Source organism: Micromonospora radicis (assembly GCF_003583405.1).
In the GTDB taxonomy this organism is placed as follows: Bacteria; Actinomycetota; Actinomycetes; order Mycobacteriales; family Micromonosporaceae; genus Micromonospora; species Micromonospora radicis.
Genome location: NZ_QXEC01000018.1, coordinates 65,483 through 89,329, shown reverse-complemented (window position 1 = coordinate 89,329; position 23,847 = coordinate 65,483). Strand labels below are relative to the sequence as shown.

Below are 23,847 nucleotides of genomic sequence, written 5' to 3'. Positions count from 1 at the left end.
GCTCGATGTCGGTCGGCCGGTAACCGGCAGCGCGGTAGGCCATCTCGGCAAGTCGGATCCCCGCTGTTCGCACCAGTTCCTCCGGTGGCCGAAGACCCTCAGTATCCGCGCCGGGGTGGCTCCCGAAAGCGCTCCCATCGTCATCGTCACATCTGCATTCGTGGAACAGTCGGGCAACCGGTCCGGTGATATGCGCGGATAAGTGACATGTGTCACGGGGTGGCGCGGTCGGCGGTCCGCTGCCGCCCGATGGCCGAGGTGGGCAGGGGCGAACGGTCGGCGCACCGGGCGTCGGGCGGGGTGCGGGCGAACCGATCGACCCTGGCGTGCACCGATTGCGCCGAGTAGTGTCTTGCCTCCAACGCGTTCCGAACCCCCTCCGGAGGCGTACACCCCCATGCGTGGCTCCCCCCTGCGCATCCTCGTGGTCGGCGCGGGCATCGCCGGTCTCGCCGTGGCCCGGGCGCTGCGGCTCGCGGGCTTCCGGCCCGACGTCACCGACAAGGCGCCGCCCGGCGAACTCGGCGATGCCGGCCTCTACCTGCCGGGCAACGCCGCCCGCGCGCTGCGTCAGCTCGACCTCGACGGACCCGTCCGTCCCTTCGGGCAGGTCATCCACCGGCAACGCTTTCTCGACGCGGCCGGCTCGCCGTTGTGTGAGGTGGACCTCGACGCCCTCTGGGCCGGGGTCGGGGAGTGCCGCGCGCTGCCCCGCTCCGACCTGCACCGGGTACTGCTCAGCGGCGCCGGTGGCGCGGTCCGACACGGCGCCGAGGTGCGCACCATCGACCTGCTGCCGGCCGGCGTCGGGGTCACCTTCGTCGACGGCACCCAGACCGAGTACGACCTGGTGATCGGCGCGGACGGGCCGCGCTCCTCGGTCCGTGCCCTCGCCGCGCTCGGCGGCCCGCCCCGCCCCGTCGGGCAGGTGGTGTACCGCAGCGTGGTGCGCGACGGCCCGGTGGTCGACGAGTGGACCGCACTGCTCGGCCAGCGCTGCGGACTCCTCGTGGTGCCGATCGGTGGCGGCCGGCTGCACTGTTACGCCGACGAGGCGGGCACCGAGGTGCCGGCCGACCCGCGAGCCCGGTTACGCGAGCTGTTCGGTGAGTACGGCGGGCCGGTGCCGGAGGTGCTCGACGCCCTCGACGGGGTGCACGCGTCGATCACCGACGAGGTCGAACTCGGCCGTTGGTACCGGGGTCGGGTCCTGCTGGTCGGCGACGCCGCCCACGCCACCGCGCCGACGCTGTCCCAGGGCGCGGCGATGGCCCTGGAGGACGCGGTGGTGCTCGCCGAGTCGCTGCGCGCCGCGAACAGCGTCGAGGCGGCGTTGACCGCGTACGAGAGCCGCCGCCGGCCGCGTACCCGATGGGTGCGGGACCGGACCCGGGACCGCAACCGCACCCGCGACGTGCCGCCCGCGCTGCGCGATCCGTTGTTGCGCGGGCGTGGCGACCGCATCTTCGGCGAGCACTACCGGCTGCTTCTCGGCCCGCTGTGATCCACGCCCGGTGACCCCACGCGGCGCTGTCACCTGCCGGGGACTATCCTCCTTGCGGATGACGGCCCGCAGAGACTCGCGTGCCGAGCGGGACAACCCAGAACCGGAGGCCACTCGTGACCACCGTCGCACCCAAGCCGGTCGTGACCCGGCCCTGGCCGGTCCGGGAGCCGGTCAAGGGGTCGGCCATCGCGCGGCTGCTGCGGTCCACGGACGCGAAGCAAATCGGGATCATGTACATGGTCACCGCGTTCGTGTTCTTCATGATCGGTGGCCTGATGGCTCTGATCATGCGGGCCGAGCTGGCCCGTCCCGGGCTGCAGTTCCTGTCGCCCGAGCAGTACAACCAGCTGTTCACCATGCACGGCACGGTGATGCTGCTGTTCTTCGCGACGCCGATCGTGTTCGCCTTCGGTAACTACGTCGTGCCGATCCAGATCGGCGCCCCCGACGTCTCGTTCCCGCGCCTGAACAGCTTCGCGTACTGGCTGTACCTGTTCGGCGGCACCATGGCCACCGCCGGTTTCCTCACCCCGGGCGGGGCGGCCGACTTCGGCTGGACCGCGTACACCCCGCTGAGCACCACCGAGCACTCCCCGGGTGTCGGCGCGAACATGTGGGTGGTCGGCCTGGCCATCTCCGGTCTGGGCACCATCCTCGGCGCGGTCAACCTGATCACCACGATCCTGACCCTGCGCGCCCCCGGCATGACGATGTTCCGGATGCCGATCTTCACCTGGAACATGCTGGTCACCAGCCTCCTGGTGATCCTGGTCTTCCCGCTGCTGGCCGCCGCGCTGTTCGCCCTCGCCGCGGACCGGCTGCTCGGCGCGCACGTGTTCAGCCCGGAGACCGGCGGCCCGATGCTGTGGCAGCACCTGTTCTGGTTCTTCGGTCACCCCGAGGTGTACATCATCGCGTTGCCGTTCTTCGGCATCATCAGCGAGATCATCCCGGTCTTCTCCCGTAAGCCGATCTTCGGCTACAAGGGCCTGGTCGCCGCCACCATCGCCATCGCCGGTCTGTCGATGAGCGTCTGGGCGCACCACATGTTCGCCACCGGCCAGGTGCTGCTGCCGTTCTTCAGCTTCCTCAGCTACCTGATCGCCGTGCCGACCGGGATGAAGTTCTTCAACTGGATCGGCACCATGTGGCGGGGGCAGATCAGCTTCGAGACGCCGATGCTGTGGTCCGTCGGCTTCCTGGTCACCTTCCTCTTCGGTGGCCTCACCGGAGTGCTGCTGGCCGCCCCGCCGCTGGACTTCCACCTGCACGACTCGTACTTCGTGGTGGCGCACTTCCACTACGTGCTCTTCGGCACGATCGTGTTCGCGGTGTTCGCCGGCATCTACTTCTGGTTCCCGAAGATGTTCGGCCGGATGCTCGACGAGCGGCTCGGCAAGATTCACTTCTGGCTGACCATGATCGGCTTCCACACCACCTTCCTGGTGCAGCACTGGCTGGGCAGCGAGGGCTTCCCCCGTCGCTACGCCGACTACCTGCCCGGCGACGGCTTCACCACGCTGAACATGATCTCCACGATCGGCGCGTTCATCACCGGTATCTCCACGCTGCCGTTCATCTACAACTGCTGGAAGTCGTACAAGGCCGGCCCGGTGGTCGAGGTCGACGACCCGTGGGGTCACGGCAACTCGCTGGAGTGGGCGACCAGCTCGCCGCCGCCGCTGCGCAACTTCGACCGGATGCCGCGGATCCGCTCCGAGCGGCCCGCCTTCGACGCCAAGTTCCCGGAGCTGGCGGCCGGGCAGACCATCGCCGGCCCGCCCGAGGGTGGTTCCAAGCCGCTGACCAGCGAGTCCGACGGTGGCGCCAGCTACCAGGAGGACACCGCCAGCGACATCGACCGCCGCTGACCCACCCGAACCACAAGACGGGCGCCGCCCCCCACCGGGGGCCGGCGCCCGTCTTCATGCTCCCGACACAGAGGGTGAGCGATGCGTCGGTTGAAGCAGAACCAAGGGCCGACAGGTGGGATCGGGCGGCCGGCGGGAGGTGGCGGGCCGTGACGGTCCTGGCCGGTACGCCGCAGGCGAGACGCCCAGCGGTCAGGAGCCGGTCGGGCCGAAGGTGGCATCGGCGCCGGGCGAGGGTGCGCTGACCGGAACCACGGGGTCGGTCGGCTTCAGGCGGAGCCGACAACCGCGTCGGCAGAGGGCGCGTCGGCTGGGGTCGCGGCGTCGGCGCGGCGGTGGCGCAGTTCGATCGGGAGTACCACGAGGGCCACCAGGGCGCCGACCGCGCCGGTGACCGCGAAGCCCCACAACGGCGCCGAGGCGTCGATCACCGCGCCGGCCAGCGGGGCACCGACGGCGATGCCGACGGTGACCGCGGAGCCGTGCAGGCCCATCGCCTCGCCGCGCACGCTGGCCGGGGCGAGGCGGCTGACCGTGTCGGAGGTGGCCGCGATGGTCGGTGCGCAGAGCGCACCGGCGGGGATGAGCGCCAGGCAGAGCAGCCACCAGTGGGCACCGCCCAGCCCGACCGGGATGGTGCACAGGCTCAATGCGCCCATCAGGGCCACCGGGGTGAACGAACGCCGGACCGCGCCGTACGCGAAGCCGCCGACCAGCGACGCCACCGCCCACACCGAGAGCACCGCCCCGGTGAAGGCCGCGTCGCCGCTCTCCCGCAGCACGGCGATGACCGCCACGTCGGTGCCGCCGAGCACCAGGGTCGCCGCGGCACTCACCGCGAACACGGCGACCATCCGGGAGCTGAGCCACTGCCGACGGGCGATCCTCGGCTGCGGCCCGGTCGCCTCGCTGGCGCTGCGTACCGGCGGGTTGAGCAGCCAGAGCACCACCCCGGCGACGACGATGCCGGCACCGACCAGGTAGAGCGTCAGCCGGGCCGAGATGGTGGTGACGCCGACCGTGGCCAACGCCGGGCCGATCATGAAGGACAGCTCTACCGACATCGAGTCCAGGGCGTACGCTGGCCGGCGTTTCTCCGGCGGCACCAGCGCGGCGATGGACTGCCGGATCACCGAGAAGATCGGCAGCGCCAGCAGGCCGGCCAGGAACGCCGCCGGCAGCAGCAGGGCGTACGAGAGCATCGGCGCGGTGGCCCAGAAGATCGCCTCGGCCACGGTGGTGAGGACCAGGACGGGACGCAACCCACGGCGGTCCACCAGTCGACCGAGCACCGGCCCGCCGACCGCCGCGCCGACGGTGATCGCCGCGCCGACCAGCCCGGCGGCACCGTAACCACGCCCGAGGTCCTGCACGACGTAGAACGTCAGCGTCACGCCGGTCGCGGTCAACGGAACCCGCGCCAGGACCGCCACCAGCAGCAACGACCGTAAACCGGGCAGGGCGAGCGCCTCCCGGTAAGGCTTCATGTTCACGTCGGTCCGTACCTCCGCCGGACATCCTCGACCGGAGGTACGACAACCGCCAACCAATTACCAGGTCATGCGGTGCTGATCACAGGCGAGCCGTGCGTGGTGATCCCCGCCCCCTCGAACGCCCGCAACGCGACGTCGGTGGTTTCCGGTGCGACCGCCGCGGTCAGGTCGAGCAGTACGGTGGTGGCGAAGCCCTCCCGGGCCGCGTCCAGCGCGGTGGCGCGTACGCAGTGGTCGGTGGCGATGCCGACCACGTCCACCCGGTCCACCCCGTGCCGGCGCAGCCAGTCGGCCAGCCGTTCGCCGTCCTCGGCGTGCCCCTCGAAGCCGGAGTACGCTGCGGCGTGCTCGCCCTTGTGGAAGATCGCTTCGATCCGATCGGTGGCCAGTTCGGGGTGGAACTCCGAGCCCGGGGTGCCGACCACGCAGTGCCGGGGCCAGCTGTCGACGTAGTCCGGCGGGTCACCGAAGTGGGCACCGGGATCGACGTGGTAGTCCTTCGTCGCCACCACGTGGTCCCAGCGCTCCGGTTCGGTGGCCAGCAGCCGGGAGATCCCCCCGGCCACGCCCGCACCGCCGGCCACGGCCAGCGATCCGCCCTCGCAGAAGTCCTTCTGCACGTCCACGATGATCAGCGCGTTGGGCACCGACTCGCTCCTCTCACTCGGCGGGTACCACGGTGACCGGGATGGCCGGGTCACCGGCGGAGAGCTTCAGCCCCTCCCAGGGGATCGAGATCAGGCACTGCCGCAGATGCTCGCGTGACTCCGCCAACGTCGGCAGCGTCGCCGGCTCACCGGCGGCCACGTACGACCGTTGCAGCAGCCGGTCGTTGGGCCGCCGGTCCGGTACGCCCTGCGGCACGATGATCTCCTCGGTGGCCGTGCCGGTCGGCTTGTGCCGGCGGACCGCGACCTTGCGTCCGCCGATGGTGGCCTTGTGCTCGGAGCGCTTGACCACCGGCCGCCCCTCGACCTCCACCAGCTTGTAGACCAGCCCGGCGGTCGGTGCGCCGGAGCCGGTCACCACGGCGGTGCCGGCGCCGTACATGTCCACCGGCTCGGCGGCGAGCGCGGCGATCGCGTACTCGTCGAGGTCACCCGAGACGATGATCTTGGTTTCGGTGGCGCCGAGGGAGTCCAGGAGCTGCCGGGACTGCTGCGCGATCACCGCCAGGTCGCCGGAGTCGATCCGGACCGCCCGCAGTTCGGGCCCGGCCACCTCGATCGCGTTGCGGATGCCCTGGCTGATGTCGTACGTGTCGACCAACAGCGTGGTCTCCTTGCCCAGCGTGGCGACCTGCGAGGCGAACGCGGCGCGCTCGTCGTCGTGCAGCAGGGTGAACGCGTGCGCCGCGGTACCCGCGGTGGGGATGCCGTACCGCCGGCCGGCGGCCAGGTTGGAGGTGAACCGGAACCCGGCCAGGTACGCCGAGCGGGCCGCGGCCACCGCTGCCTCCTCGTGTGCCCGCCGGGAGCCCATCTCGATCAACGCGCGGCCCCGGGCCGCGGTCACCATCCGCGCGGCGGCGGCGGCCACCGCACAGTCGTGGTTGAGTACCGACAGCACCAGCGTCTCCAGCACCACGCACTCGGCGAAGGTGCCGGAGACGGTGAGGATCGGTGATCCGGGGAAGAACAGCTCGCCCTCGGCGTACCCGTCGACGTCCCCGGTGAACCGGTAGCCGGCCAGCCAGGCGGCCGCGGCCTCGTCGACCACGCCGGTGTGGCGCAGGAACTCGATGTCGGCCGGGTCGAAGCGGAACTCCCGGATCATGTCGATCATTCGGCTGGTGCCGGCGACGACGCCGTAGCGGCGTCCGGCCGGTAGCCGCCGACTGAACACCTCGAACACGCAGCGGCGGTCCGCCGTGCCGTCGCGTAGCGCGGCACTGACCATCGTCAGCTCGTAGTGGTCGGTCAGCAGCGCGGGACGAAGGGTCTGCACCGCTTCAGCCTAAAGTTCAGCTCGCCGCCGTGCCGTCGTGGCCCGGGATCGTGCGCAGCGCCGTCTTCAACTCCGCCCGGCCGGTCACGCCGAGCTTGCTGTACACCCGTTGCAGGTGGTTCTCCACCGTGCGGGCGGAGAGGAAGAGCTGCTCGGCGATGGCCCGGCTGGTCTCACCGTCCGCCGCGAGGCGGGCCACCTGCCACTCCCGGTCGCTCAGCGTCGGGGTGGCCGCCCGCAGCGCCGGGGTGTGCACCATGTCACAGACCCCGAGCAGTACGCCGAGCCGCTCGGTGGCGGTGGTCACCTCCGGCGAGCGGCGCTGCCGGAGCAGGTGCACGGCGCCGGCCGCGGCCTCCGCGGCCGGCAGCGCCAGCCCCAGGCCCATGAACCCGTCGGCGACCGTGAGCAGCTGCTCGGGTGAGCCGTCGGCCGCCGCCCGGGCGTGCCGCGCCAGCAGCGGCGGCAACTCGCCGTCGACCTGTTCGGAGAGCTCCGCCAACCGCTGGGCGACAGTCCGGCGGCTGCCGTCGGAGCAGGTCGGCCCGGTGGCCGCGGTCGCTTCGCCGAGGCGTACCAGGTCGTGCAGGGCCAGGGTCTCATGTCCGGCGAAGCCGTCGGCGCGTAGCCGGCTGACCAGCTGGTGCAGCTGGGCCACCGCACCGGGCAGGTCACCGTCGGCCGCGAGCGCCGCCGCCCGAGCCTGCTCCAGCCACGGGTACAGCACCGCCATGCTCGGCGCGTGGATACGGTCGGCCTCGGCGATCGCCTCGGCCGCCTGCCGGGCGTCGCCGCGCAGCGCGGCAGCCTGGGCCCGTTCGGACTGGGCCAGCCCGGCGTAGACCCGACTGGTCGCCAGGATCGCGCAGGCACCGAGGGCCGCCTGCAGGGCGGTGTCGCTGCGCCCACGCAACCGCGCCGCGTACGACCGCAGGATGGCCAGGTAGCCGCTGCCGAGCCGGAAGTCGCCCGCGTCGGCCAGGTCGGCGAACTCGTCGGCGACCAGCGTGTCGATGCCGCTCAGGTCGCCGGAGAGCGCCAGCCGGGTGCCCCGGGCCAGTTCCACCGCCAGTTGCAGGTACGGCATGTCCGCCCGCCAGCTGGCCGCCTTCGCCTGTACCAGGTCCACCGCGGTGGCGCTGCGGCACAGCTGCCCCTGCACGGCCTGCAGGTGGGCGACGGTGCAGCGGGCCAGCTCGCGGGCGGCGACGCTGGCCGCCGGGCGGTCCAGCACGCCCTGCGCGAGCCGCAGTGCCGCCGGGGCGTCCAGCCGGTGCAGGCGCATGATCGCCTCGAAGGCGCGGATCCGGGCCTGAGCGGCCAGATCGGTCAACTCCCGGCCCCGGGCGGCGATCTCCTCCACCGTGGACTCCTGGCTCAGGCCCCAGTAACTGACCATGCCCCGGACGGTCAGCCACCGGCTGAGCCGTTCCTGGTCGGCGGTGTCGGTGGCGACCGCGTCGAGCACGCCGAGCGCCTCGGCCGGGCGGTCGGCGAACATCAGGATGGTGGCCAGCAGCTCGGCCGCGTCGAACCCGCCGCCGGCGTCGAGCGCCGCGCGGGCCAGCCGGGTCGCCAGCGGTACGTCGTAGCGGGCGAACGCCTGACCGGCCGCGGCGACCAGCATCGCCGGATCCTGCGCGGTGCCGGAGTCCAGGCGCCACACCGCCACCCGGAGCAGATCCTCCCGGCGCCGCTTGCCCACGCCCTCGATCAGCTCGGCCAGGTGGGCCTGCAACCGGCGGGTCCGGCTGACCGGGCACTGCCGGCGGACCACCTCGCCGTAGAGCGGATGCGCCAACCGGACGTCGAGCCGGCGGTCGGACTCGACCATCGTGATCAGCCCACGCTCCTCGGCGGTCTCCACGTCGGTCTGCTCCACCGCCTTGTAGAGCAGCCGCAGACCCAGCGGCTCGCCGAAGGCGACCAGCTCGACGACGGCCCGTACGCCGGGGCTGAGCTGGTTGATCCGGATGTCGATCAGGTCGGTCAGGCTGGGTGCCAGCTCAAGCCGTCCGGTCCAGGTCCAGATGCCGTACCGCTTGGTCAGCTCCTCGCTGCCCTGGACGGAGTGCACCAGCTCGCGCAGGAGCAGCGGGTTGCCGGCGCTGAGCCGGCCGAGCCGGTCCGACGAGCCGCCGTCGACCGGTCCACCCAGGATCGAGGCGAGCAGTCCGGCGGTCTCGGTCGGCGCCAGCGGGCTCAGCTCGGCGTGTTCGACCAGCCCGTCCGTCCACAGTGCCCGGATCGGCAGCGGGATCTGCTCGCCGTCGCGCAGGGTGCCCACCACGCAGGCGTTCTCGGAGCGCGCCACCAGGTGCACCAGGGCGGCCGACGGCGGGTCCAGCAGGTGCGCGTCGTCGACGGCGAGCACGATCCGCCGTCCGGCGGCCTGCTGCTGCAACACGTCGACGGCCCAGCGCAGGATCCCGGCGGGTGACAGGCCCTGCGGCTGTTCGACGGGGAGCACCTGGACCAGGCCGCCGAAGGGCATCGCCGCGGTGGTGGCGCTGGCCGCGATCCACCACACCGCGTACTTCTCGGCGGGCAGGGCGTCCACTCCCTCCCGCAGCAGGCGGCTCTTGCCGATGCCCGCGCTGCCGGCGAAGAAGATGCCCCGGCCCTGGGCGCCGGTCACCGCCACCTGCAGACGATCCAGTTCTGCCGTGCGGCCCACGAAGCTCCACCGAGTCATTTGCGCAGCATATCGATGGAACTGCGCACCGGCCGGTAGCCCGAGCGGGTGAAGTTAAGTAGTCCCACAGTTACCGCTGAGTACTTGAATTGTCCCGTTCCCGACTCGGGCGCCCGTACTCTTCCGGAATCCGGGTGTCGTCACCGGAAGTTCACCGCGGCCGGTCACCGCCGGCCGCCCTGCCTCGGAGGCCGCCGCCTGATGAAGCCGGGCCCTCTTCACGACCTTGGTACGCCCGATGGCGCCGCCGAACCGCCAGGTCCCGGCCCCTTCCCGGAGCGCCTCGGCGTCACCGCCACCAGCGCCCGCGAACCGCTCGCGGTCATCGCCGCGGGTCCGGCGGGCGCCGGGCGTGCCCGCACGCTCGCCACGCTGCTGGATCTCGACGCCGGGATGCTCGCCGTGCCGAGCGGTAGCTGGTTGGTACTGCGCCACGGTGCGGAGCCCGCCCGCAACGCCTTCGTGCCCGGCTACCGACGACCGCACTCGTACCGACCGAACCTGCCGGCGGTCGGGCCGGCGCTGGCCCGACCGCCGCGCCGGGTCGAGCTGAGCCTGCCGGATCCGTTGCTCAAGCACGTCGCCCTGGTGGACACGCCGGACACCGGGTCGCTCGGGCTGGCCGGCACCAGGATCCTGCTGGACGCGGTCGGCCGGTCCGGCGCACTGCTCTTCGTGATCGCGGCGGACCAGAGCTTCAGCGCCGCGGAACTGGACCTGCTCGCCGAGGTCGCGGGCGCTTCGGTTCGGGTGTTCTTCGCGGTCACGCCGGGCAGCGGCGGATGGGCGGCGGTCCCGGAGGCCACGGCGGCCGGGCAGCGTTCGGGGGAGCCTGGCGGCCCGACGGTCGATCCGGTCGCGGTCACCGTCGAGGCGGGCCGGGCCGCGCTGCTCGCCGCCGTGCCGGGACTGGCCGACGCGCGGTGGTTCCCGATCCTCGACGGCGGCGAGGCCGACCTGAAGCGGGCGTTGGTCGCCTGGGCCTCCGACGAGGGGCTGCGCCGGGCCAGCGACGAGCCGCCGGAGTTGCCCGGCGCGCACGGTCGGGTGCCGGTACTGGCGGAGGCGGGCGACTGGTCGGAACAGCTCGACCGCCAGGCCCGGTCCGCGGCCCGACGGATCCGGCAGCACCTGGCGCTGGAACTGGCCAACATGCATCTGCGACTGGTGCAGGAGATCGTCTTCGGTGCCGGCTGTGCCGGGATGCCGCAGTTGCTCGACCGGGAGATGGAGGCGTTGTCGCTGCTGGCCACCGCCCAGTGCGACCACGCCACCCGGGTGCTCGTCGAGGACGCCGCCGGCCGGCTCTTCGGCGCACCCCTGGCGGCGGGCGTCCGGCGGCGCATCTACCAGGCGGTCCGTTGGGGCATGGCGGACCAGACCACCGGTCCGGACCTGGAGCGGGTGTTGCTGATCACCAGTACCGCGGGGGTCGCGGGGCTGAGCGGTGCCGCAGCCATCGACGCGCTGTCCACGTACCCGGTGCCGACGCGTACCGAGGTGCTGCCGCCGGTGGCGGTGGCGCTGTCCGGCGGGTGCTGGCAACACTGGCGTTCGCCGGGCAACAACGACCAGAACGCGGCTCGGGCGTGGGCCCAGCGGGCGGTGCGGGAGATTGAACTGGACCTGTCCCGCGAGGTCGCCCGCCGGTTCGAGGTGATCCGCGTCTCGCTCGGCACGGTGCTGTCCGATGCTGCCGAACACGGCATCCTGCTCGCCTGACCGGTGCCCGGCGCACCCCGCCGGCAGCGCCGTCGACGGTGGGACGGGTGGGTCCGGCGTTCCGGTTCCTCGGTTCCGCCGATCCGGTGGCACGATGGGGGGTATGGCGGCTCCGCAGGTTGCACCGGTCGAGACTCCGGACACCGATGAGGCCCCGGCTTCCGACCGGCCGTGGGTGACGATCGTGTGGGACGACCCGGTCAATCTGATGACCTACGTGACCTGGGTGTTCCAGAAGCTCTTCGGCTACAGCCGGGAGAGGGCCGAGCAGTTGATGCTGGACGTGCACCACAAGGGTAAGGCCGTGGTGTCCAGCGGTGCCCGGGAGCGGATGGAGCACGACGCCTCGCAGTTGCACGCGTACGGACTCTGGGCGACGGTGGACCGCTCGTGAGCGCGAGGAGTGAGCCGGGTCTGCGAGCCCCGCAGTCGCGACCAGGGATGGCGCCGTGAGCATGTTCCGCCGCCGCGGTGACCGGTACGTCGCCAGCTTCGCCGTCGACGAGGTGCGCGTGCTGCGCAAGGTCGCCTCCGAGGTGGTCGGGCTGCTCACCGACGGCTTCGACCACTCCGATCCGGTGGTCTGCCGGCTCTTTCCCGAGGTCTACCCGGAGGACGCGGCGGGGACCGCGGAGTTCCGCCGCTACACCGAGGGCGACCTGAAGACCGCGAAGATCGACCAGGCCGGGGCGATCCTGGCCGCACTGCCCGGCGACGGCGGTGGGGAGGTACGCCTGGACGCCGAGGCGGCCGAGGCGTGGCTGCGGGCGCTCAACGACGCCCGGCTGGCGATGGGCGTACGGCTGGAGATCAAGGACGGTACGGATCTGGGCGCCGAGCTGGACGACGCGGTGGCCGACGACCCGTCGTCCAGCCGAGTGTTCCAGCTTTCGGTCTACGCCTATCTGGGTTATCTGCAGGAGTCCCTGCTCAACGCCTTGATCGAGTGACTGTGACCGGCGCCGCCTCGCGGCTGGCCGTCGCCGGGCGCTAGGCTGGGCGGCGTGCTGAGCATCGACCGGTCGATCGTTGACGCGATCGTGGCCCACGCCCGTCGGGACCACCCCGACGAGGCCTGTGGTGTGGTCGCCGGGCCGGTCGGCAGCGACGAGCCGACCCGCCACATCCCGATGGAGAACGCCGCCCGCTCGATGACGTTCTACGAGTTCGACTCGATGGAGCAGTTGCGGGTGTGGCGGGAGATGGACGATCGGGACGAGGAGCCCGTCGTCATCTACCACTCGCACACCGCCACGGAGGCGTACCCGTCGCGGACGGACATCTCCTTCGCCGGTGAACCGGGCGCACACTACCTGCTCGTCTCCACCCGGGAACCCGACACGGAGGAGATCCGCTCCTTCCGGATCGTGGACGGGGTGGTCACCGAGGAGCCGGTGCGGATCCTCGACGCCGGGGTGGATCCGCACGCCGTGCAGTCCTACATGTTCGGGCAGAGCCCGGCGACGGTCGACTACGAGTGTTCGGGCCGCTGACTTCTCAGCTCTCGCGCACCCTTTCCCGTCACCGAGCACACCCGATCGAGGAGTACGACATCATGGCCATCGAGGTTCGCATCCCCACCATCCTGCGCAGCTACACCGGCGGCGCGAAGGTCGTCGAGGGCAGCGGCGACACCCTGGACGACCTGCTCACCGACCTTGACTCCCGGCACTCCGGGCTGCGCGGGCGGCTGGTCACCGAGGCCGGTGCGCTGCACCGCTTCGTCAACGTCTACGTCAACGACGAGGACGTCCGGTTCCTGGGCGCGTTGGACGCCAAGCTCTCCGACGGCGACAGCGTCACCATCCTGCCGGCGGTGGCCGGGGGCGCGTTCGGTTTCGCCGCCGCCGCGGCGATCGCCCAGCACGCCGCGACCGGGCGCCGTGCGCCCGTCACCGTCGGCTGAGGCGGCCGCGATGACGCGGTACGACAGCCTGCTGGACGCCTGTGGCGGCACGCCCCTGGTGGGGTTGCCCCGACTGTCGCCGACGGTGCCCGAGGGGGCACCGCCGGTGCGGCTGTGGGCGAAGCTCGAGGACCGCAACCCGACCGGCAGCGTCAAGGACCGGGCCGCGATGTTCATGGTCCGGGCCGCCGAGGAGGCCGGCCGGCTCCGCCCGGGTGACACGATCCTGGAGCCGACGAGCGGCAACACCGGCATCTCTCTGGCCATGGTGGCGAAGCTGCGCGGCTACCGGCTGGTCTGTGTGATGCCGGAGAACGTCTCCGCCGAGCGGGTGCAGCTGCTCCGGATGTACGGCGCGGAGATCATCTTCTCGCCGGCGGCCGGCGGCTCCAACCAGGCGGTCGCCACCGCGAAGCAGATCGCGGCCGAGCATCCGGACTGGGTGATGCTCTTCCAGTACGGCAACGAGGCCAACGCGCGGGCGCACTACGAGACGACCGGCCCGGAGTTGCTGCACGACCTGCCGTCGATCACGCACTTCGTGGCGGGGCTGGGCACCACCGGCACCCTGATGGGCACCGGGCGTTACCTGCGGGAGAAGGTCGAGGGCATCCAGATCATCGCGGCCGAGCCGCGGTACGGCGAGCTGGTCTACGGCCTGCGCAACATCGACGAGGGGTACGTCCCGGAGCTCTACGACGCCACCGTGCTGACCCGCCGCTTCTCCGTCGGCACCCGGGACGCGGTGTTGCGGACCCGGCAGCTGGTGGAGGTGGAGGGGTTGTTCGTCGGCTTCTCCACCGGGGCGGTGCTGCACGCCGCCCTGGCCGTGGCCCATCAGGCGGTGCGCGACGGCCGTCGCGCCGACGTGGCGTTCGTGGTCAGCGACGGCGGCTGGAAGTACCTCAGCACCGGGGCGTACGGCGGCACGCTGGCCGACGCCGAGGAGGCCCTGGAGGGGCAGCTCTGGGCGTGACCGGCGTTCTGTTCGACGAATCCGAGGGCCACCGGCGTATTGCCGGTGGCCCTCGTCGCGTCGGCCTACGCTGACTGGCCACTCAGCCAACGCGGGCTCGATCGGACGGCCGGGGCGGGTGTCACGTTGGTGACAAGTTCCAGCAGATCATTCTTGCCCCTGCATCGGCGGGCGTAGGCTGCGCAGCGTGGCGTACGCGTCGGTAATGATCATCGCCGGAGCGGTGGCCTGCGAGATCACTACCTACCGTGACAGCGAGACGACTCGATGCGACTGACCGTCCTGGGCTGTGCGGGCAGCTTCCCCGGACCCGAATCCCCCTGCTCGGCCTATCTGGTCGAGGCCGAGGACTTCCGGCTCCTGGTCGACTTCGGCCCGGGCTCGCTGTCCACCCTCCAGCGCTACGCCGGGCTGCACGCCCCCGACGCCATCCTGCTGACCCACCTGCACTGCGACCACATCCTCGACGCCACGTCGTACGTCGTGGTGCGGCGGTACGCCCCGGACGGGCCGTACCCGCCGTTGCCGGTCTACGCCCCCGCCGGTGCCCCGGAACGGCTCGCCACCGCCTACGGGCAGGAGGAGAGCACGGTCGAGGACGTCTACCAGTTCTACGCGCTGCAACCCGGCACCTTCCCGATCGGTCCGTTCACCGTCACCGTCGACCGGGTGCTGCACCCGGTGGAGACCTACGGCGTCCGGCTGGAGCACGCCGGACGGGTGCTCTGCTACTCCTCCGACACCGCCCCCTGCGAGGCGCTGGTGCGGCTGGCCCAGAACGCCGACGCCTTCCTCTGCGAGGCCAGCTACCTCGACGGCGTCGACAACCCGCCGGACCTGCACCTGACCGGCCGGGAGGCGGGCGAGGCGGCGGCCAAGGCCAACGTGGGTCGGTTGCTGTTGACGCACCTGGTGGCCGCCTGGGGCAGTGAGGCGCACACGGTGGCCTCCGCTGCGGGCGCGTACACCGGCCCGCTGGAGGTCGTCCGGCCCGGCGCCAGCTACGACATCTGACCCACCCGGGCGGCGTGCCGGCGCACGCCCCGGCGAGCGGCGGCCCGCCGCCGGGCCGAGGAGTTCGGCTGGCCGGCGGCGGTCGCCGGCTTCCTCCGCGTACCCGACATCGACCGGACGGCCGTCCGGCGGGGACGACCGGCACCCGGAGGCGGTCGGATCAGGGCACCGCATAGGGTGCAGGGATGGCGCGACCTGACGGGCGGCAGCCCGACCAACTCCGACCGGTGACCCTGACCCGTGGCTGGAGCACCCATCCCGAAGGCTCGGTGCTGGTGGAGTTCGGTGCGACCCGGGTGCTCTGCACCGCGAGCGTCACCGAGGGGGTGCCTCGCTGGCGCCGTGGCTCCGGGCTGGGCTGGGTCACCGCCGAGTACGCCATGCTGCCCCGGGCCACCAACACCCGCTCGGACCGGGAGAGCGTCAAGGGGCGGGTCGGCGGGCGTACCCACGAGATCTCCCGGCTGGTCGGCCGGAGCCTGCGGGCGGCGATCGACCTCAAGGCGCTCGGCGAGAACTCGATCGTCCTCGACTGCGACGTGTTGCAGGCCGACGGCGGCACCCGGACCGCGGCGATCACCGGGGCGTACGTGGCGCTGCACGACGCGGTCAGCTGGCTCGCCGCGCGCCGGGCCCTGTCCGGCACGCCGGAGAAGGTGATGCACCGGTCGGTGGCCGCGGTCAGCGTCGGCGTGATCGCCGGCGAGCCGCGCCTGGACCTCTGCTACGAGGAGGACGTGGCCGCCGAGGTCGACATGAACGTGATCTGCACCGGCACCGGCGACTTCGTCGAGGTGCAGGGCACCGGTGAGGCCGGCGTCTTCGACCGCGCGCAGTTGGACGCCTTGCTCGACCTGGCCGTCGTCGGTTGTCTGGACCTGGCCGACGCCCAGCGCAAGGCGCTGGCCCGGTGAGCGCGAGGAGCGAGCTTGCGAGCCCCGCAGCCGCGAACGGAAGGTGATTCAGTGAACAAGGTGCTGCTCGCCACGCGTAACCGTAAGAAGCTCACCGAGTTGCAGCGCATCCTGGACGGCGCCCTCGGCGCGCACCGGATCGCCCTGCTCGGGCTGGACGACGTCGAGGCGTACCCGGAGTTGCCGGAGACCGGGCTGACCTTCGGCGAGAACGCGCTGATCAAGGCGCGGGAGGGGTGCCGGCGTACCGGTCTGCCGACGATCGCCGACGACTCGGGGCTGGCGGTGGACGCGCTCAACGGGATGCCGGGGGTGTTCAGCGCCCGCTGGGCCGGCCGGCACGGCGACGACCAGGCCAACCTCCAGCTGGTGCTGGACCAGGTGGCCGACGTGCCGGATGAGCACCGGGGCGCCTCGTTCGTGTGCACGGTGGCGCTGGTGCTGCCCGGTGGCAAGGAGCACCTGGTGGATGGCCGGCAGGCGGGCCGGGTGCTACGGGCGCCGCGCGGCGAGGGTGGCTTCGGCTACGACCCGATCTTCCTGGGCGATGGCCAGGACCGCACCAACGCCGAGCTGACCCCGCAGGAGAAGGACGTCATCAGCCACCGCGGCAAGGCCCTACGCGAGTTGGCCGCCCTGGTCGCCAAGGTCCTCTGACCGGCCAGCTGAGCTGTTCCACCGACGCGTGCAGCGCGCCGGCAGCCGGCTAGTTCAGTTCACCGATCTCCTGTTCGACGGTGGCGCGGAGGGTGGCAGTGGCGACCACCTCGCGGGCGGTCTCGATCAGGGGGGCGAGAAAGACGTCGGGGCCGGGCTCGCCGATGGCCCCGCCGAGGGCGGCGATGGCTGCCCGTCCGGCCGGCGACGGGGTGAGCGGGGCCCGCAGCTGAAGTCCGCGTACGGCCGACAGCAGCTCCACCGCGAGCAGGCTGGTCAGGTTGTCCAGCACCGTACGCAGCTTCTTGGTGGCCGCCCAGCCCATCGAGACGTGGTCCTCCTGCATGCCGCTGGTGGGCAGCGAGTCCACCGAGGCGGGCGCGGCCAGCCGACGGTTCTCCGCGACGATCCCGGCCGCCGTGTACTGGGCGATCATCAGCCCGGAGTTGACCCCGGCGTCGGGGGAGAGGAACGCCGGCAGGTCCCGGGAGCGGGTCACGTCGAGCAGCCGGTCGACCCGGCGCTCGGCGATCGCGCCCACCTCGGCGGCGGCGATGGCCAGGAAGTCCGCGGCGAAGCCCAGCGGGGCGCCGTGGAAGTTACCGGTCGACTCGACCCGGCCGTCCGGCAGCACCACCGGGTTGTCCACCACCGACAGCAGTTCCCGTCCGGCGACCGTACGCACGAAGTCCAGGGTGTCCCGGGCCGCGCCGGCCACCTGCGGGGCGCACCGCATCGAGTACGCGTCCTGCACCGCGTGCGCCACGTCGTCGCGGTGCGAGTCCATCACCGCCGAGTGCTGCAACAGGCGGTGGATGTTGGTGGCCGAGACGCCCTGCCCCGGGTGCGGCCGGATGGCGTGCAACTCCGGCAGGAACGGCCGGTCCGAGCCGAGCATCGCCTCGATGGCCAGCGCGGCGGTCACGTCGGCCATGGTGAACAGGTGTGCCGCGTCGTGGATGGCCAGCAGCAGCATGCCGAGCATGCCGTCGGTGCCGTTGATCAGCGCCAGCCCCTCCTTGGCGGCCAGCTCGACCGGGGCCAACCCGGCCCGGCGCAGCGCGTCGGCGGCGGGTTGTCGCTGACCGTCCGGGCCGAGCACCCAGCCGTCGCCGAGTAGCACCAGCGCGCAGTGCGCCAGCGGGGCCAGGTCACCGGAGGCACCCAGTGAGCCGTGTTCCGGCACCCACGGGGTGACCTCGTGGTTGAGCAGGTCCACCAGCGCCTCGGCGACCAGCGGGCGTACCCCGGAGTGGCCGAGCGCGAGCGAGCGGACCCGCAGCAGCATCATCGCCCGCACCACTTCCCGGGGCATCGGCGCACCGATGCCGGCGGCGTGTGAGCGGATCAGCGCATGCTGCAACTCGGCCCGGCGTTCGGGGGCGACGAAGGTGTTGGCCAGCGCCCCGAACCCGGTGGAGACGCCGTACACCGGGCGGCCGTCGGCCTCGATGTCGTCCACGATGGACCGGCTGGTCGCCATGGCGGCGAGGGTGGCCGGGGCGAGGACCACCTTGGCGTCGCCACGGGCCACGGCGAGCACGTCGGCGGGGGAGATCCCGGTGGGCTGGATGGTCACGGTCATTGCGGTACTCCGTTGTGCAGGACCCGGCGGATCAGGGGTACCCCGGGCCGGTAGGCCAGGTGCAGGTGGGACGGGGCGTCGAGGACGATCAGGTCGGCGCGGGCGCCGGGGCGCAGCACCCCGATGTCGTCGCGGCGCAGCGCCCGCGCGCCACCGGCGGTCGCCGCCCACACCGCCTCCGCCGGGGTCATCCGCATCTCGCGTACGGCGAGCGCGATGCAGAACGGCATCGAGGAGGTGTACGACGAGCCGGGATTGCAGTCGGTGGCCAGCGCCACGGTGACACCGGCGTCGAGCAGCCGGCGCGCGTCCGGATAGGGCGACCGGGTGGAGAACTCGGCACCGGGCAGCAGGGTGGCCACGGTGGTCGTCTCCGGCCCCGACGGCGTGTCGACGGCGGTCGAGGCCAGCGCGTCGACGTCGACGTCGGTCAGGTGGGTGCAGTGGTCCACACTGGCCGCCCCCAGCTCCACCCCGAGCTGCACGCCCGGGCCGGGGCCGAGCTGGTTGGCGTGTAGCCGTACCCCGAGCCCCAGGGCCTGTCCACAGGCGAGGATCGCCCGGGCGTGGTCGGCGCCGAAGGCGCCCCGTTCGCAGAACACGTCGATCCAGCGGGCATGGGGCACGGCGGCGGTCAGCATCGGTCCGCAGACCAGCGAGACGTAGTCGTCGGGGCGGTCGGCGTACTCGGCCGGCACCACGTGCGCGCCGAGGAAGGTGGTCTCCCCGGTCACCTCGGCGGCGATCCGCAGCGAGCGGGCCTCGTCGGCGACGGTGAGGCCGTACCCACTCTTGATCTCGATCGTGGTGGTGCCCTGCCGCAACGCCTCGGCGCGCAGCCGGCGCACGGTGGTGCGCAGCTCCTCGTCGGAGGCGGCGCGGGTGGCGCGGACCGTGGTGCGGATGCCGCCACCGGTGTACGGCTGCCCGGCCATCCGGGCGGCGAACTCGGCTGCCCGGTCCCCGGCGAAGACCAGATGAGCGTGGCTGTCCACGAACCCGGGCAGCACCGCCGCCCCGTCGGCGTCGACCCGCCGGTCCGCGGCCGGCGCGTCGGTCGCCGGGCCGACCCAGGCCACCTCGCCGTCCTCGACGAGCACCGCGGCCCGCCGCCGGATGCCCAGCGGCCCGTCCGCACCCGAGTCGGCCACGTTCGTGACCAGCTCACCGATGTTGTCGAGCAGCAGGCTACTCATGGCGGGTGGTCACCTCCGCGATCGCCGTGGCCAGTTCCTGCGGTACGTCCACGGTCAGGTGGTGGCCGTCGCGGACCAGCACCCGACCGTCCACCACCACCTGCGCGACGTCGGCGGCGCTGGCCGCGAACCAGACACCCGCCGGGGTCACCCCGGCCGTGCGTACGCTGTCCAACCGCACCGTGACCAGGTCGGCGCGGTCACCGACCGCGATCCGACCGGCGTCGGTCCAGCCCAGCGCGGCGTGTCCGGCGCTGCTCGCCGCGGTGAGCAGCGCCACCGGGGCGAAGTGGCCCCGCTCGCGGGTGCGCAGCCGCTCGTCCAGCTCGACCGCTCGGGCCTCCTCGAACGGGTCGATCACGGCGTGGCTGTCGCTGCCCAGGCTGAGCGGGATGCCGGCGTCGGCCATCCGGCGGGCCGGCCCGATGCCGTCGGCGAGATCCCGTTCGGTGGTCGGGCAGAGACACACCCCGGTCCGGCTCTCCCCGAGCAGGGCCACGTCGCCGCTGGTCGGGTGGGTGGCGTGGACCGCCGTGGTGGCCCGGCCGAGGGCGCCGTGGTCGGCCAGCAGCCGGGTCGGGGTGCGGCCGTGCACCGCCCGGCAGGCGTCGTTCTCGGCCGGTTGCTCCGACAGGTGCACGTGCAGCGGTGCGTCCCGCCGGTCCGCCCAGCCGGCCACGGTGGCGAGCTGCTCGGCGGGGACCGCGCGCACCGAGTGGATCGCCGCGCCGACCCGGGCGTGCACGCCGTCGGGGGTGAACGCCTCGACCCGCTCGGCCCAGCGCAGCGCGTCACCGTCGCCGAAGCGCTGCTGCGTGCCGGCCAGGGGCTGGCCGTCCACCGCGGCGGTCAGGTAGCAGGCGTCCAGCAGGGTGAGCCGGATCCCGGCGTGCGCCGCCGCCTCGACGAGCGCCGCGCTCATCGCGTTCGGGTCGTCGTACGGCGTGCCGCCCGGCCCGTGGTGCAGGTAGTGGAACTCACCGACGCAGGTGATCCCGGCCAACGCCATCTCGGCGTAGACCGCCCGCGCCAGCGCCAGGTAGGAGTCCGGGTCCAGCCGGCCGGTGACGGCGTACATCTGGTCGCGCCAGCTCCAGAAGTCACCCCGCCCGCCGTGGGTACGGCCGCGCAGTGCCCGGTGGAAGGCGTGCGAGTGGGCGTTGGCCAGGCCGGGCAGGGTCAGCCCGGGCAGCCGTACCGCGTCGGCGAGTACGTCGACCCCGGCGTCCGGCCGCCCACCGGGGGCCAGTGGCGTGACGCCGGTGATCCGGCCGTTGACCGTCTCGATCAGCACGTCGGGCGTCGGTTCGGCCTGCTCGGGCAGCCACGCGTACTCGGCGAGCCAGCGGGTCGACGTCATCGCACCCGGACCCTGTCGAGCTGAACCATCCGCGCCATCAGCCGATCATGACCCGGCCGGGCGGCTGCCCGCGCCGGTTCGCCCACCGGCCCCGTACTCAGCGACATGCCAACTCCTCCAACACCCGGGCCAGGGCGGCCACCCCGGCGGCGCAGTCGACGTCGTCGGCCGACTCGGCGGGGGAGTGCGACACCCCGGTCGGGTTGCGGACGAAGAGCATCGCCGTCGGTACGTGCGCCGCCAGCACCCCCGCGTCGTGCCCCGCACCGGTGGGCAGCACCGGGGCCGCCAGCAACCGGGCCAGCCGGTCGGCCAACCCACCGTCGAAGGCCACCAGCGCAGTCGTCGACTCCTCGGTCAACGTCACCTCGGTGCCGTCTCGCCGGGCCCGCTCCACGACCTTGGCGCGGACCGCCTCGACCAGTCCACCCAACGTCTCCGGCGCGGCGGCGCGGGCGTCCAGCCAACCGGTCACCCGGGACGGGATCGCGTTGGTGGCGTTCGGTTCCACGGACACCCGACCCACGGTGGCGTGGGCGTCGCGCAGCCGCGCCTCCTTGTTCGCGGCGAGCACCGCGAACGCGTACGTGAGCATCGGGTCGCGGCGGTCGGCCATCCGGGTCGTACCGGCGTGGTTCCCCTCGCCGGTGAAGTCGAAGCGCCAACGGCCGTGCGGCCAGATGGCGCTGGCCACCGCGACCGGCGCGGCCTGGTCGACCAGCGCGCGGCCCTGCTCGACGTGCAGCTCCACGAAGGCGCCGAACCGGCCGAGCAACCCCGGATCGGCGCCCGCCGGCCGCCCGCCCAGCGCCTCGGCGAAGCTCACCCCGGCCGCGTCGCGCAGCCCGGCCGCCCGGTCCACCGCGATCTGCCCGGTGAGCAGCCGAGAACCCAGGCACGGTACGCCGAACCGGGCCCCCTCCTCCTCCACGAACGCGCCGACGACAAGCGGCCGGGACGGCGTGACACCGGCCGCCCGCAGCTCGTCCACGGCCAGCCAGGCGCTGACGATGCCCAGCGGCCCGTCGTATGCCCCGCCGTGCGGCACCGAGTCGAAGTGGCTGCCGGTCAGCACCGCGTCGCCGGCGTCCGGGTCACCCCACCAGGCGAACAGGTTGCCGTTGCCGTCCTCGGTGACCGGCATGCCGCGGTCGTCGGCCTGCCCCCGGAACCACTCCCGCAGGCGCAGTTCCGGCTCGGTGAGCGCGTAGCGCAGGTAGCCGCCGCTGTCCGGGTCGCGCCCGATCGGCGCGATCTCGTCCCACAGCTCGCGGAACCTCTCCGGAAGGGGGCCCTCCGCCACCGGACGCGTCAGCACGGGGCCGTTCCCTCGGTCATCGGAACACGGACGCCGGTCTGCGCGGCGACCTCGCGGGCGGCGTCGTAGCCGGCGTCGACGTGCCGGATCACACCCATCGCCGGGTCGTTGGTGAGTACCCGCTCGATCTTCTGCCCGGCCAGCGCGGTGCCGTCGGCGACGCAGACCTGACCGGCGTGGATGGAACGGCCGATGCCGACCCCGCCGCCGTGGTGCAGGGACACCCAGGAGGCGCCGCTGGCGGTGTTGACCAGCGCGTTGAGCAGCGGCCAGTCGGCGATCGCGTCGGAGCCGTCGGCCATCGCCTCGGTCTCCCGGTACGGGCTGGCGACGCTGCCGCAGTCCAGGTGGTCCCGGCCGATCACCAGCGGTGCGCTCAGCTCACCCGAGGCGACCATCTCGTTGAACCGCACCCCGGCCCGGTCCCGCTCGCCGTAGCCGAGCCAGCAGATCCGCGCCGGCAGGCCCTGGAAGGCGACCCGCTCGCCGGCCATCCGCATCCACCGCGCGAGGGACTCGTTCTCCGGGAACAGGTCGAGGATCGCCCGGTCGGTGGCGGCGATGTCGGCCGGGTCGCCGGAGAGCGCCGCCCACCGGAACGGGCCCTTGCCCTCGCAGAACAACGGCCGGATGTACGCCGGCACGAAGCCGGGGAAGTCGAACGCCCGCTGGTACCCGCCGAGCTGCGCCTCGCCCCGGATCGAGTTGCCGTAGTCGAAGACCTCGGCACCGGCGTCGAGGAAACCCACCATCGCCTCGACGTGCCGGGCCATCGACTCCCGGGCCCGGTCGGTGAACTCGGCCGGCTTGGCCGCCGCGTAGTCCCGGGCGTCGGCCAACTCCACCCCGTCGGGCAGGTACGACAGCGGGTCGTGGGCGCTGGTCTGGTCGGTGACGACGTCGACCGGTACGCCCCGGCGCAGCAGCTCGGGGAAGACGACGGCGGCGTTGCCGACCACCCCGACGCTGAGCGCCCGGTGGTCCCGCTTCGCCGCGAGGACCCGTTCGACCGCGTCGTCCAGGTCGTCGGCGATCTCGTCGAGGTAGCGGTCGTGCGCCCGGCGGGCCAGCCGGCTGCGGTCGACGTCCACGATCAGGCAGACGCCGCCGTTCATGGTGACCGCGAGCGGCTGCGCGCCACCCATCCCGCCGCAGCCCCCGGTCAGCGTCAGCGTGCCGGCCAGGGTGCCACCGAACCGCTTCGCGGCCACCGCGGCGAACGTCTCGTAGGTGCCCTGCAGGATGCCCTGGGTGCCGATGTAGATCCACGAACCGGCGGTCATCTGCCCGTACATGGTCAGGCCGAGCTGTTCCAGGCGGCGGAACTCCGGCCAGGTGGCCCAGTCGCCCACCAGGTTCGAGTTGGCCAGCAGCACCCGGGGCGCCCACTCGTGGGTCCGCAGCACCCCGACCGGTCGGCCGGACTGCACCAGCATGGTCTCGTCGGCACGCAGGTCGGTCAGCGTCCGCACCAGCGCGTGGTACGACGGCCAGTCCCGGGCCGCCTTGCCGGTGCCGCCGTAGACGACCAGGTCGTCGGGGCGTTCGGCGACCTCCGGGTCGAGGTTGTTCATCAGCATCCGCAGGGCGGCCTCCTGCGGCCAACCGCGGGCGGTGCGTTCCGGGCCGCGGGCGGCCCGGACGGGGCCGGGGGCGCTCTGGTCGGCGTGGGTCATGGTGTGGGCC

20 protein-coding genes are annotated in these 23,847 nt (G+C 72.8%); 11 read left to right on the top strand and 9 right to left on the bottom strand.

Annotated elements, in window-relative coordinates:
• Positions 1-397 precede the first annotated feature (397 nt).
• Together D2L64_RS18790 and ctaD are read left to right on the top strand one after the other, a co-directional pair.
• A complete protein-coding gene (locus tag D2L64_RS18790; RefSeq protein WP_119578323.1) occupies positions 398-1,504 on the top strand; it encodes an FAD-dependent monooxygenase in 1,107 nt (368 codons plus the stop codon).
• Positions 1,505-1,620: 116 nt separating this feature from the next.
• Positions 1,621-3,378 (top strand): aa3-type cytochrome oxidase subunit I, encoded by a 1,758-nt coding sequence (gene ctaD, locus D2L64_RS18785; RefSeq protein ID WP_119578321.1) that lies wholly within the window; start codon positions 1,621-1,623, stop codon positions 3,376-3,378.
• A gap of 269 nt (positions 3,379-3,647) precedes the next feature.
• On the opposite strand, the gene D2L64_RS18780 is transcribed toward ctaD, so the two are convergent.
• The 4 genes from D2L64_RS18780 to D2L64_RS18765 form a co-directional block, all read right to left on the bottom strand.
• Entirely contained in the window at positions 3,648-4,865 is a 1,218-nt protein-coding gene (locus D2L64_RS18780) for an MFS transporter (RefSeq protein ID WP_119578318.1), read from the bottom strand.
• 71 nt (positions 4,866-4,936) lie between these two features.
• Positions 4,937-5,518: an isochorismatase family protein gene (locus tag D2L64_RS18775; protein WP_119578316.1), complete on the bottom strand. Its 582-nt coding sequence runs from the start codon at positions 5,516-5,518 to the stop codon at positions 4,937-4,939.
• 13 nt (positions 5,519-5,531) lie between these two features.
• Positions 5,532-6,818 (bottom strand): nicotinate phosphoribosyltransferase, encoded by a 1,287-nt coding sequence (locus D2L64_RS18770; RefSeq protein ID WP_119578314.1) that lies wholly within the window; start codon positions 6,816-6,818, stop codon positions 5,532-5,534.
• A gap of 16 nt (positions 6,819-6,834) precedes the next feature.
• Positions 6,835-9,513: a LuxR C-terminal-related transcriptional regulator gene (locus tag D2L64_RS18765; RefSeq protein WP_119578312.1), complete on the bottom strand. Its 2,679-nt coding sequence runs from the start codon at positions 9,511-9,513 to the stop codon at positions 6,835-6,837.
• Positions 9,514-9,714: 201 nt separating this feature from the next.
• Between D2L64_RS18765 and D2L64_RS18760 the strand changes: the two genes are divergently transcribed.
• The 9 genes from D2L64_RS18760 to rdgB all read left to right on the top strand — a co-directional run bounded on the left by D2L64_RS18760 (position 9,715) and on the right by rdgB (position 16,702).
• A complete protein-coding gene (locus tag D2L64_RS18760; protein WP_119578310.1) occupies positions 9,715-11,235 on the top strand; it encodes a P-loop NTPase family protein in 1,521 nt (506 codons plus the stop codon).
• Between the two features lie 103 nt (positions 11,236-11,338).
• A complete protein-coding gene (gene clpS, locus D2L64_RS18755) occupies positions 11,339-11,629 on the top strand; it encodes an ATP-dependent Clp protease adapter ClpS (protein WP_119578308.1) in 291 nt (96 codons plus the stop codon).
• Positions 11,630-11,690: 61 nt separating this feature from the next.
• Entirely contained in the window at positions 11,691-12,185 is a 495-nt protein-coding gene (locus tag D2L64_RS18750) for a DUF2017 domain-containing protein (protein WP_199714614.1), read from the top strand.
• Between the two features lie 54 nt (positions 12,186-12,239).
• Positions 12,240-12,728, top strand: a complete 489-nt coding sequence (locus D2L64_RS18745) for a Mov34/MPN/PAD-1 family protein (protein WP_119578304.1) — start codon at positions 12,240-12,242, stop codon at positions 12,726-12,728.
• A gap of 62 nt (positions 12,729-12,790) precedes the next feature.
• On the top strand, positions 12,791-13,141 hold the full coding sequence (locus D2L64_RS18740) for a MoaD family protein (RefSeq protein WP_119578406.1): 351 nt from the start codon (positions 12,791-12,793) through the stop codon (positions 13,139-13,141).
• A 10-nt stretch (positions 13,142-13,151) separates the two neighbouring features.
• Positions 13,152-14,117, top strand: coding sequence for a PLP-dependent cysteine synthase family protein (locus D2L64_RS18735; protein WP_119578302.1), 966 nt, complete (start codon positions 13,152-13,154; stop codon positions 14,115-14,117).
• A gap of 267 nt (positions 14,118-14,384) precedes the next feature.
• The gene (locus D2L64_RS18730; protein WP_119578300.1) at positions 14,385-15,131 is read left to right on the top strand and encodes an MBL fold metallo-hydrolase; all 747 of its coding nucleotides are present in this window, start codon (positions 14,385-14,387) and stop codon (positions 15,129-15,131) included.
• A 185-nt stretch (positions 15,132-15,316) separates the two neighbouring features.
• Complete coding sequence (gene rph, locus D2L64_RS18725) at positions 15,317-16,045, top strand: ribonuclease PH (protein WP_119578298.1); 729 nt, start codon at positions 15,317-15,319, stop codon at positions 16,043-16,045.
• A gap of 51 nt (positions 16,046-16,096) precedes the next feature.
• Complete coding sequence (gene rdgB / locus D2L64_RS18720) at positions 16,097-16,702, top strand: RdgB/HAM1 family non-canonical purine NTP pyrophosphatase (RefSeq protein ID WP_119578296.1); 606 nt, start codon at positions 16,097-16,099, stop codon at positions 16,700-16,702.
• 49 nt (positions 16,703-16,751) lie between these two features.
• Here the strand turns inward: rdgB and hutH are convergent, their stop codons facing one another.
• From hutH to hutU, 5 genes are all read right to left on the bottom strand, one after another.
• Positions 16,752-18,287 carry a histidine ammonia-lyase gene (gene hutH, locus D2L64_RS18715; RefSeq protein ID WP_119578294.1) on the bottom strand — a complete coding sequence of 512 codons (1,536 nt, stop codon included), beginning with the start codon at positions 18,285-18,287 and terminating at the stop codon, positions 16,752-16,754.
• Positions 18,284-19,483, bottom strand: coding sequence for an imidazolonepropionase (gene hutI, locus D2L64_RS18710; RefSeq protein WP_119578292.1), 1,200 nt, complete (start codon positions 19,481-19,483; stop codon positions 18,284-18,286). The genes hutH and hutI overlap by 4 nt, the downstream gene beginning before the upstream one ends.
• Positions 19,476-20,843, bottom strand: coding sequence for a formimidoylglutamate deiminase (locus D2L64_RS18705; protein WP_119578290.1), 1,368 nt, complete (start codon positions 20,841-20,843; stop codon positions 19,476-19,478). Before D2L64_RS18705 ends, hutI begins: the two co-directional genes overlap by 8 nt.
• Before the next feature lie 97 nt (positions 20,844-20,940).
• Positions 20,941-22,161, bottom strand: a complete 1,221-nt coding sequence (locus D2L64_RS18700) for an allantoate amidohydrolase (RefSeq protein WP_119578288.1) — start codon at positions 22,159-22,161, stop codon at positions 20,941-20,943.
• Positions 22,155-23,837 (bottom strand): urocanate hydratase, encoded by a 1,683-nt coding sequence (gene hutU, locus D2L64_RS18695; protein ID WP_119578286.1) that lies wholly within the window; start codon positions 23,835-23,837, stop codon positions 22,155-22,157. The genes D2L64_RS18700 and hutU overlap by 7 nt, the downstream gene beginning before the upstream one ends.
• Between the last annotated feature and the right edge of the window lie 10 nt (positions 23,838-23,847).

What these genes read in the sequence shown, in the direction of transcription:
- D2L64_RS18790 (WP_119578323.1), top strand. Translation starts at nt 398, where the DNA reads ATGCGTGGCTCCCCCCTGCGCATCCTCGTGGTCGGCGCGGGCATCGCC.
- D2L64_RS18780 (WP_119578318.1), bottom strand. Translation starts at nt 4,865, where the DNA reads ATGAAGCCTTACCGGGAGGCGCTCGCCCTGCCCGGTTTACGGTCGTTG.
- D2L64_RS18765 (WP_119578312.1), bottom strand. Translation starts at nt 9,513, where the DNA reads ATGACTCGGTGGAGCTTCGTGGGCCGCACGGCAGAACTGGATCGTCTG.
- D2L64_RS18760 (WP_119578310.1), top strand. Translation starts at nt 9,715, where the DNA reads ATGAAGCCGGGCCCTCTTCACGACCTTGGTACGCCCGATGGCGCCGCC.
- clpS (WP_119578308.1), top strand. Translation starts at nt 11,339, where the DNA reads ATGGCGGCTCCGCAGGTTGCACCGGTCGAGACTCCGGACACCGATGAG.
- D2L64_RS18750 (WP_199714614.1), top strand. Translation starts at nt 11,691, where the DNA reads ATGTTCCGCCGCCGCGGTGACCGGTACGTCGCCAGCTTCGCCGTCGAC.
- D2L64_RS18740 (WP_119578406.1), top strand. Translation starts at nt 12,791, where the DNA reads ATGGCCATCGAGGTTCGCATCCCCACCATCCTGCGCAGCTACACCGGC.
- D2L64_RS18735 (WP_119578302.1), top strand. Translation starts at nt 13,152, where the DNA reads ATGACGCGGTACGACAGCCTGCTGGACGCCTGTGGCGGCACGCCCCTG.
- D2L64_RS18730 (WP_119578300.1), top strand. Translation starts at nt 14,385, where the DNA reads ATGCGACTGACCGTCCTGGGCTGTGCGGGCAGCTTCCCCGGACCCGAA.
- rph (WP_119578298.1), top strand. Translation starts at nt 15,317, where the DNA reads ATGGCGCGACCTGACGGGCGGCAGCCCGACCAACTCCGACCGGTGACC.
- hutH (WP_119578294.1), bottom strand. Translation starts at nt 18,287, where the DNA reads ATGACCGTGACCATCCAGCCCACCGGGATCTCCCCCGCCGACGTGCTC.
- hutI (WP_119578292.1), bottom strand. Translation starts at nt 19,483, where the DNA reads ATGAGTAGCCTGCTGCTCGACAACATCGGTGAGCTGGTCACGAACGTG.
- D2L64_RS18705 (WP_119578290.1), bottom strand. Translation starts at nt 20,843, where the DNA reads ATGACGTCGACCCGCTGGCTCGCCGAGTACGCGTGGCTGCCCGAGCAG.
- hutU (WP_119578286.1), bottom strand. Translation starts at nt 23,837, where the DNA reads ATGACCCACGCCGACCAGAGCGCCCCCGGCCCCGTCCGGGCCGCCCGC.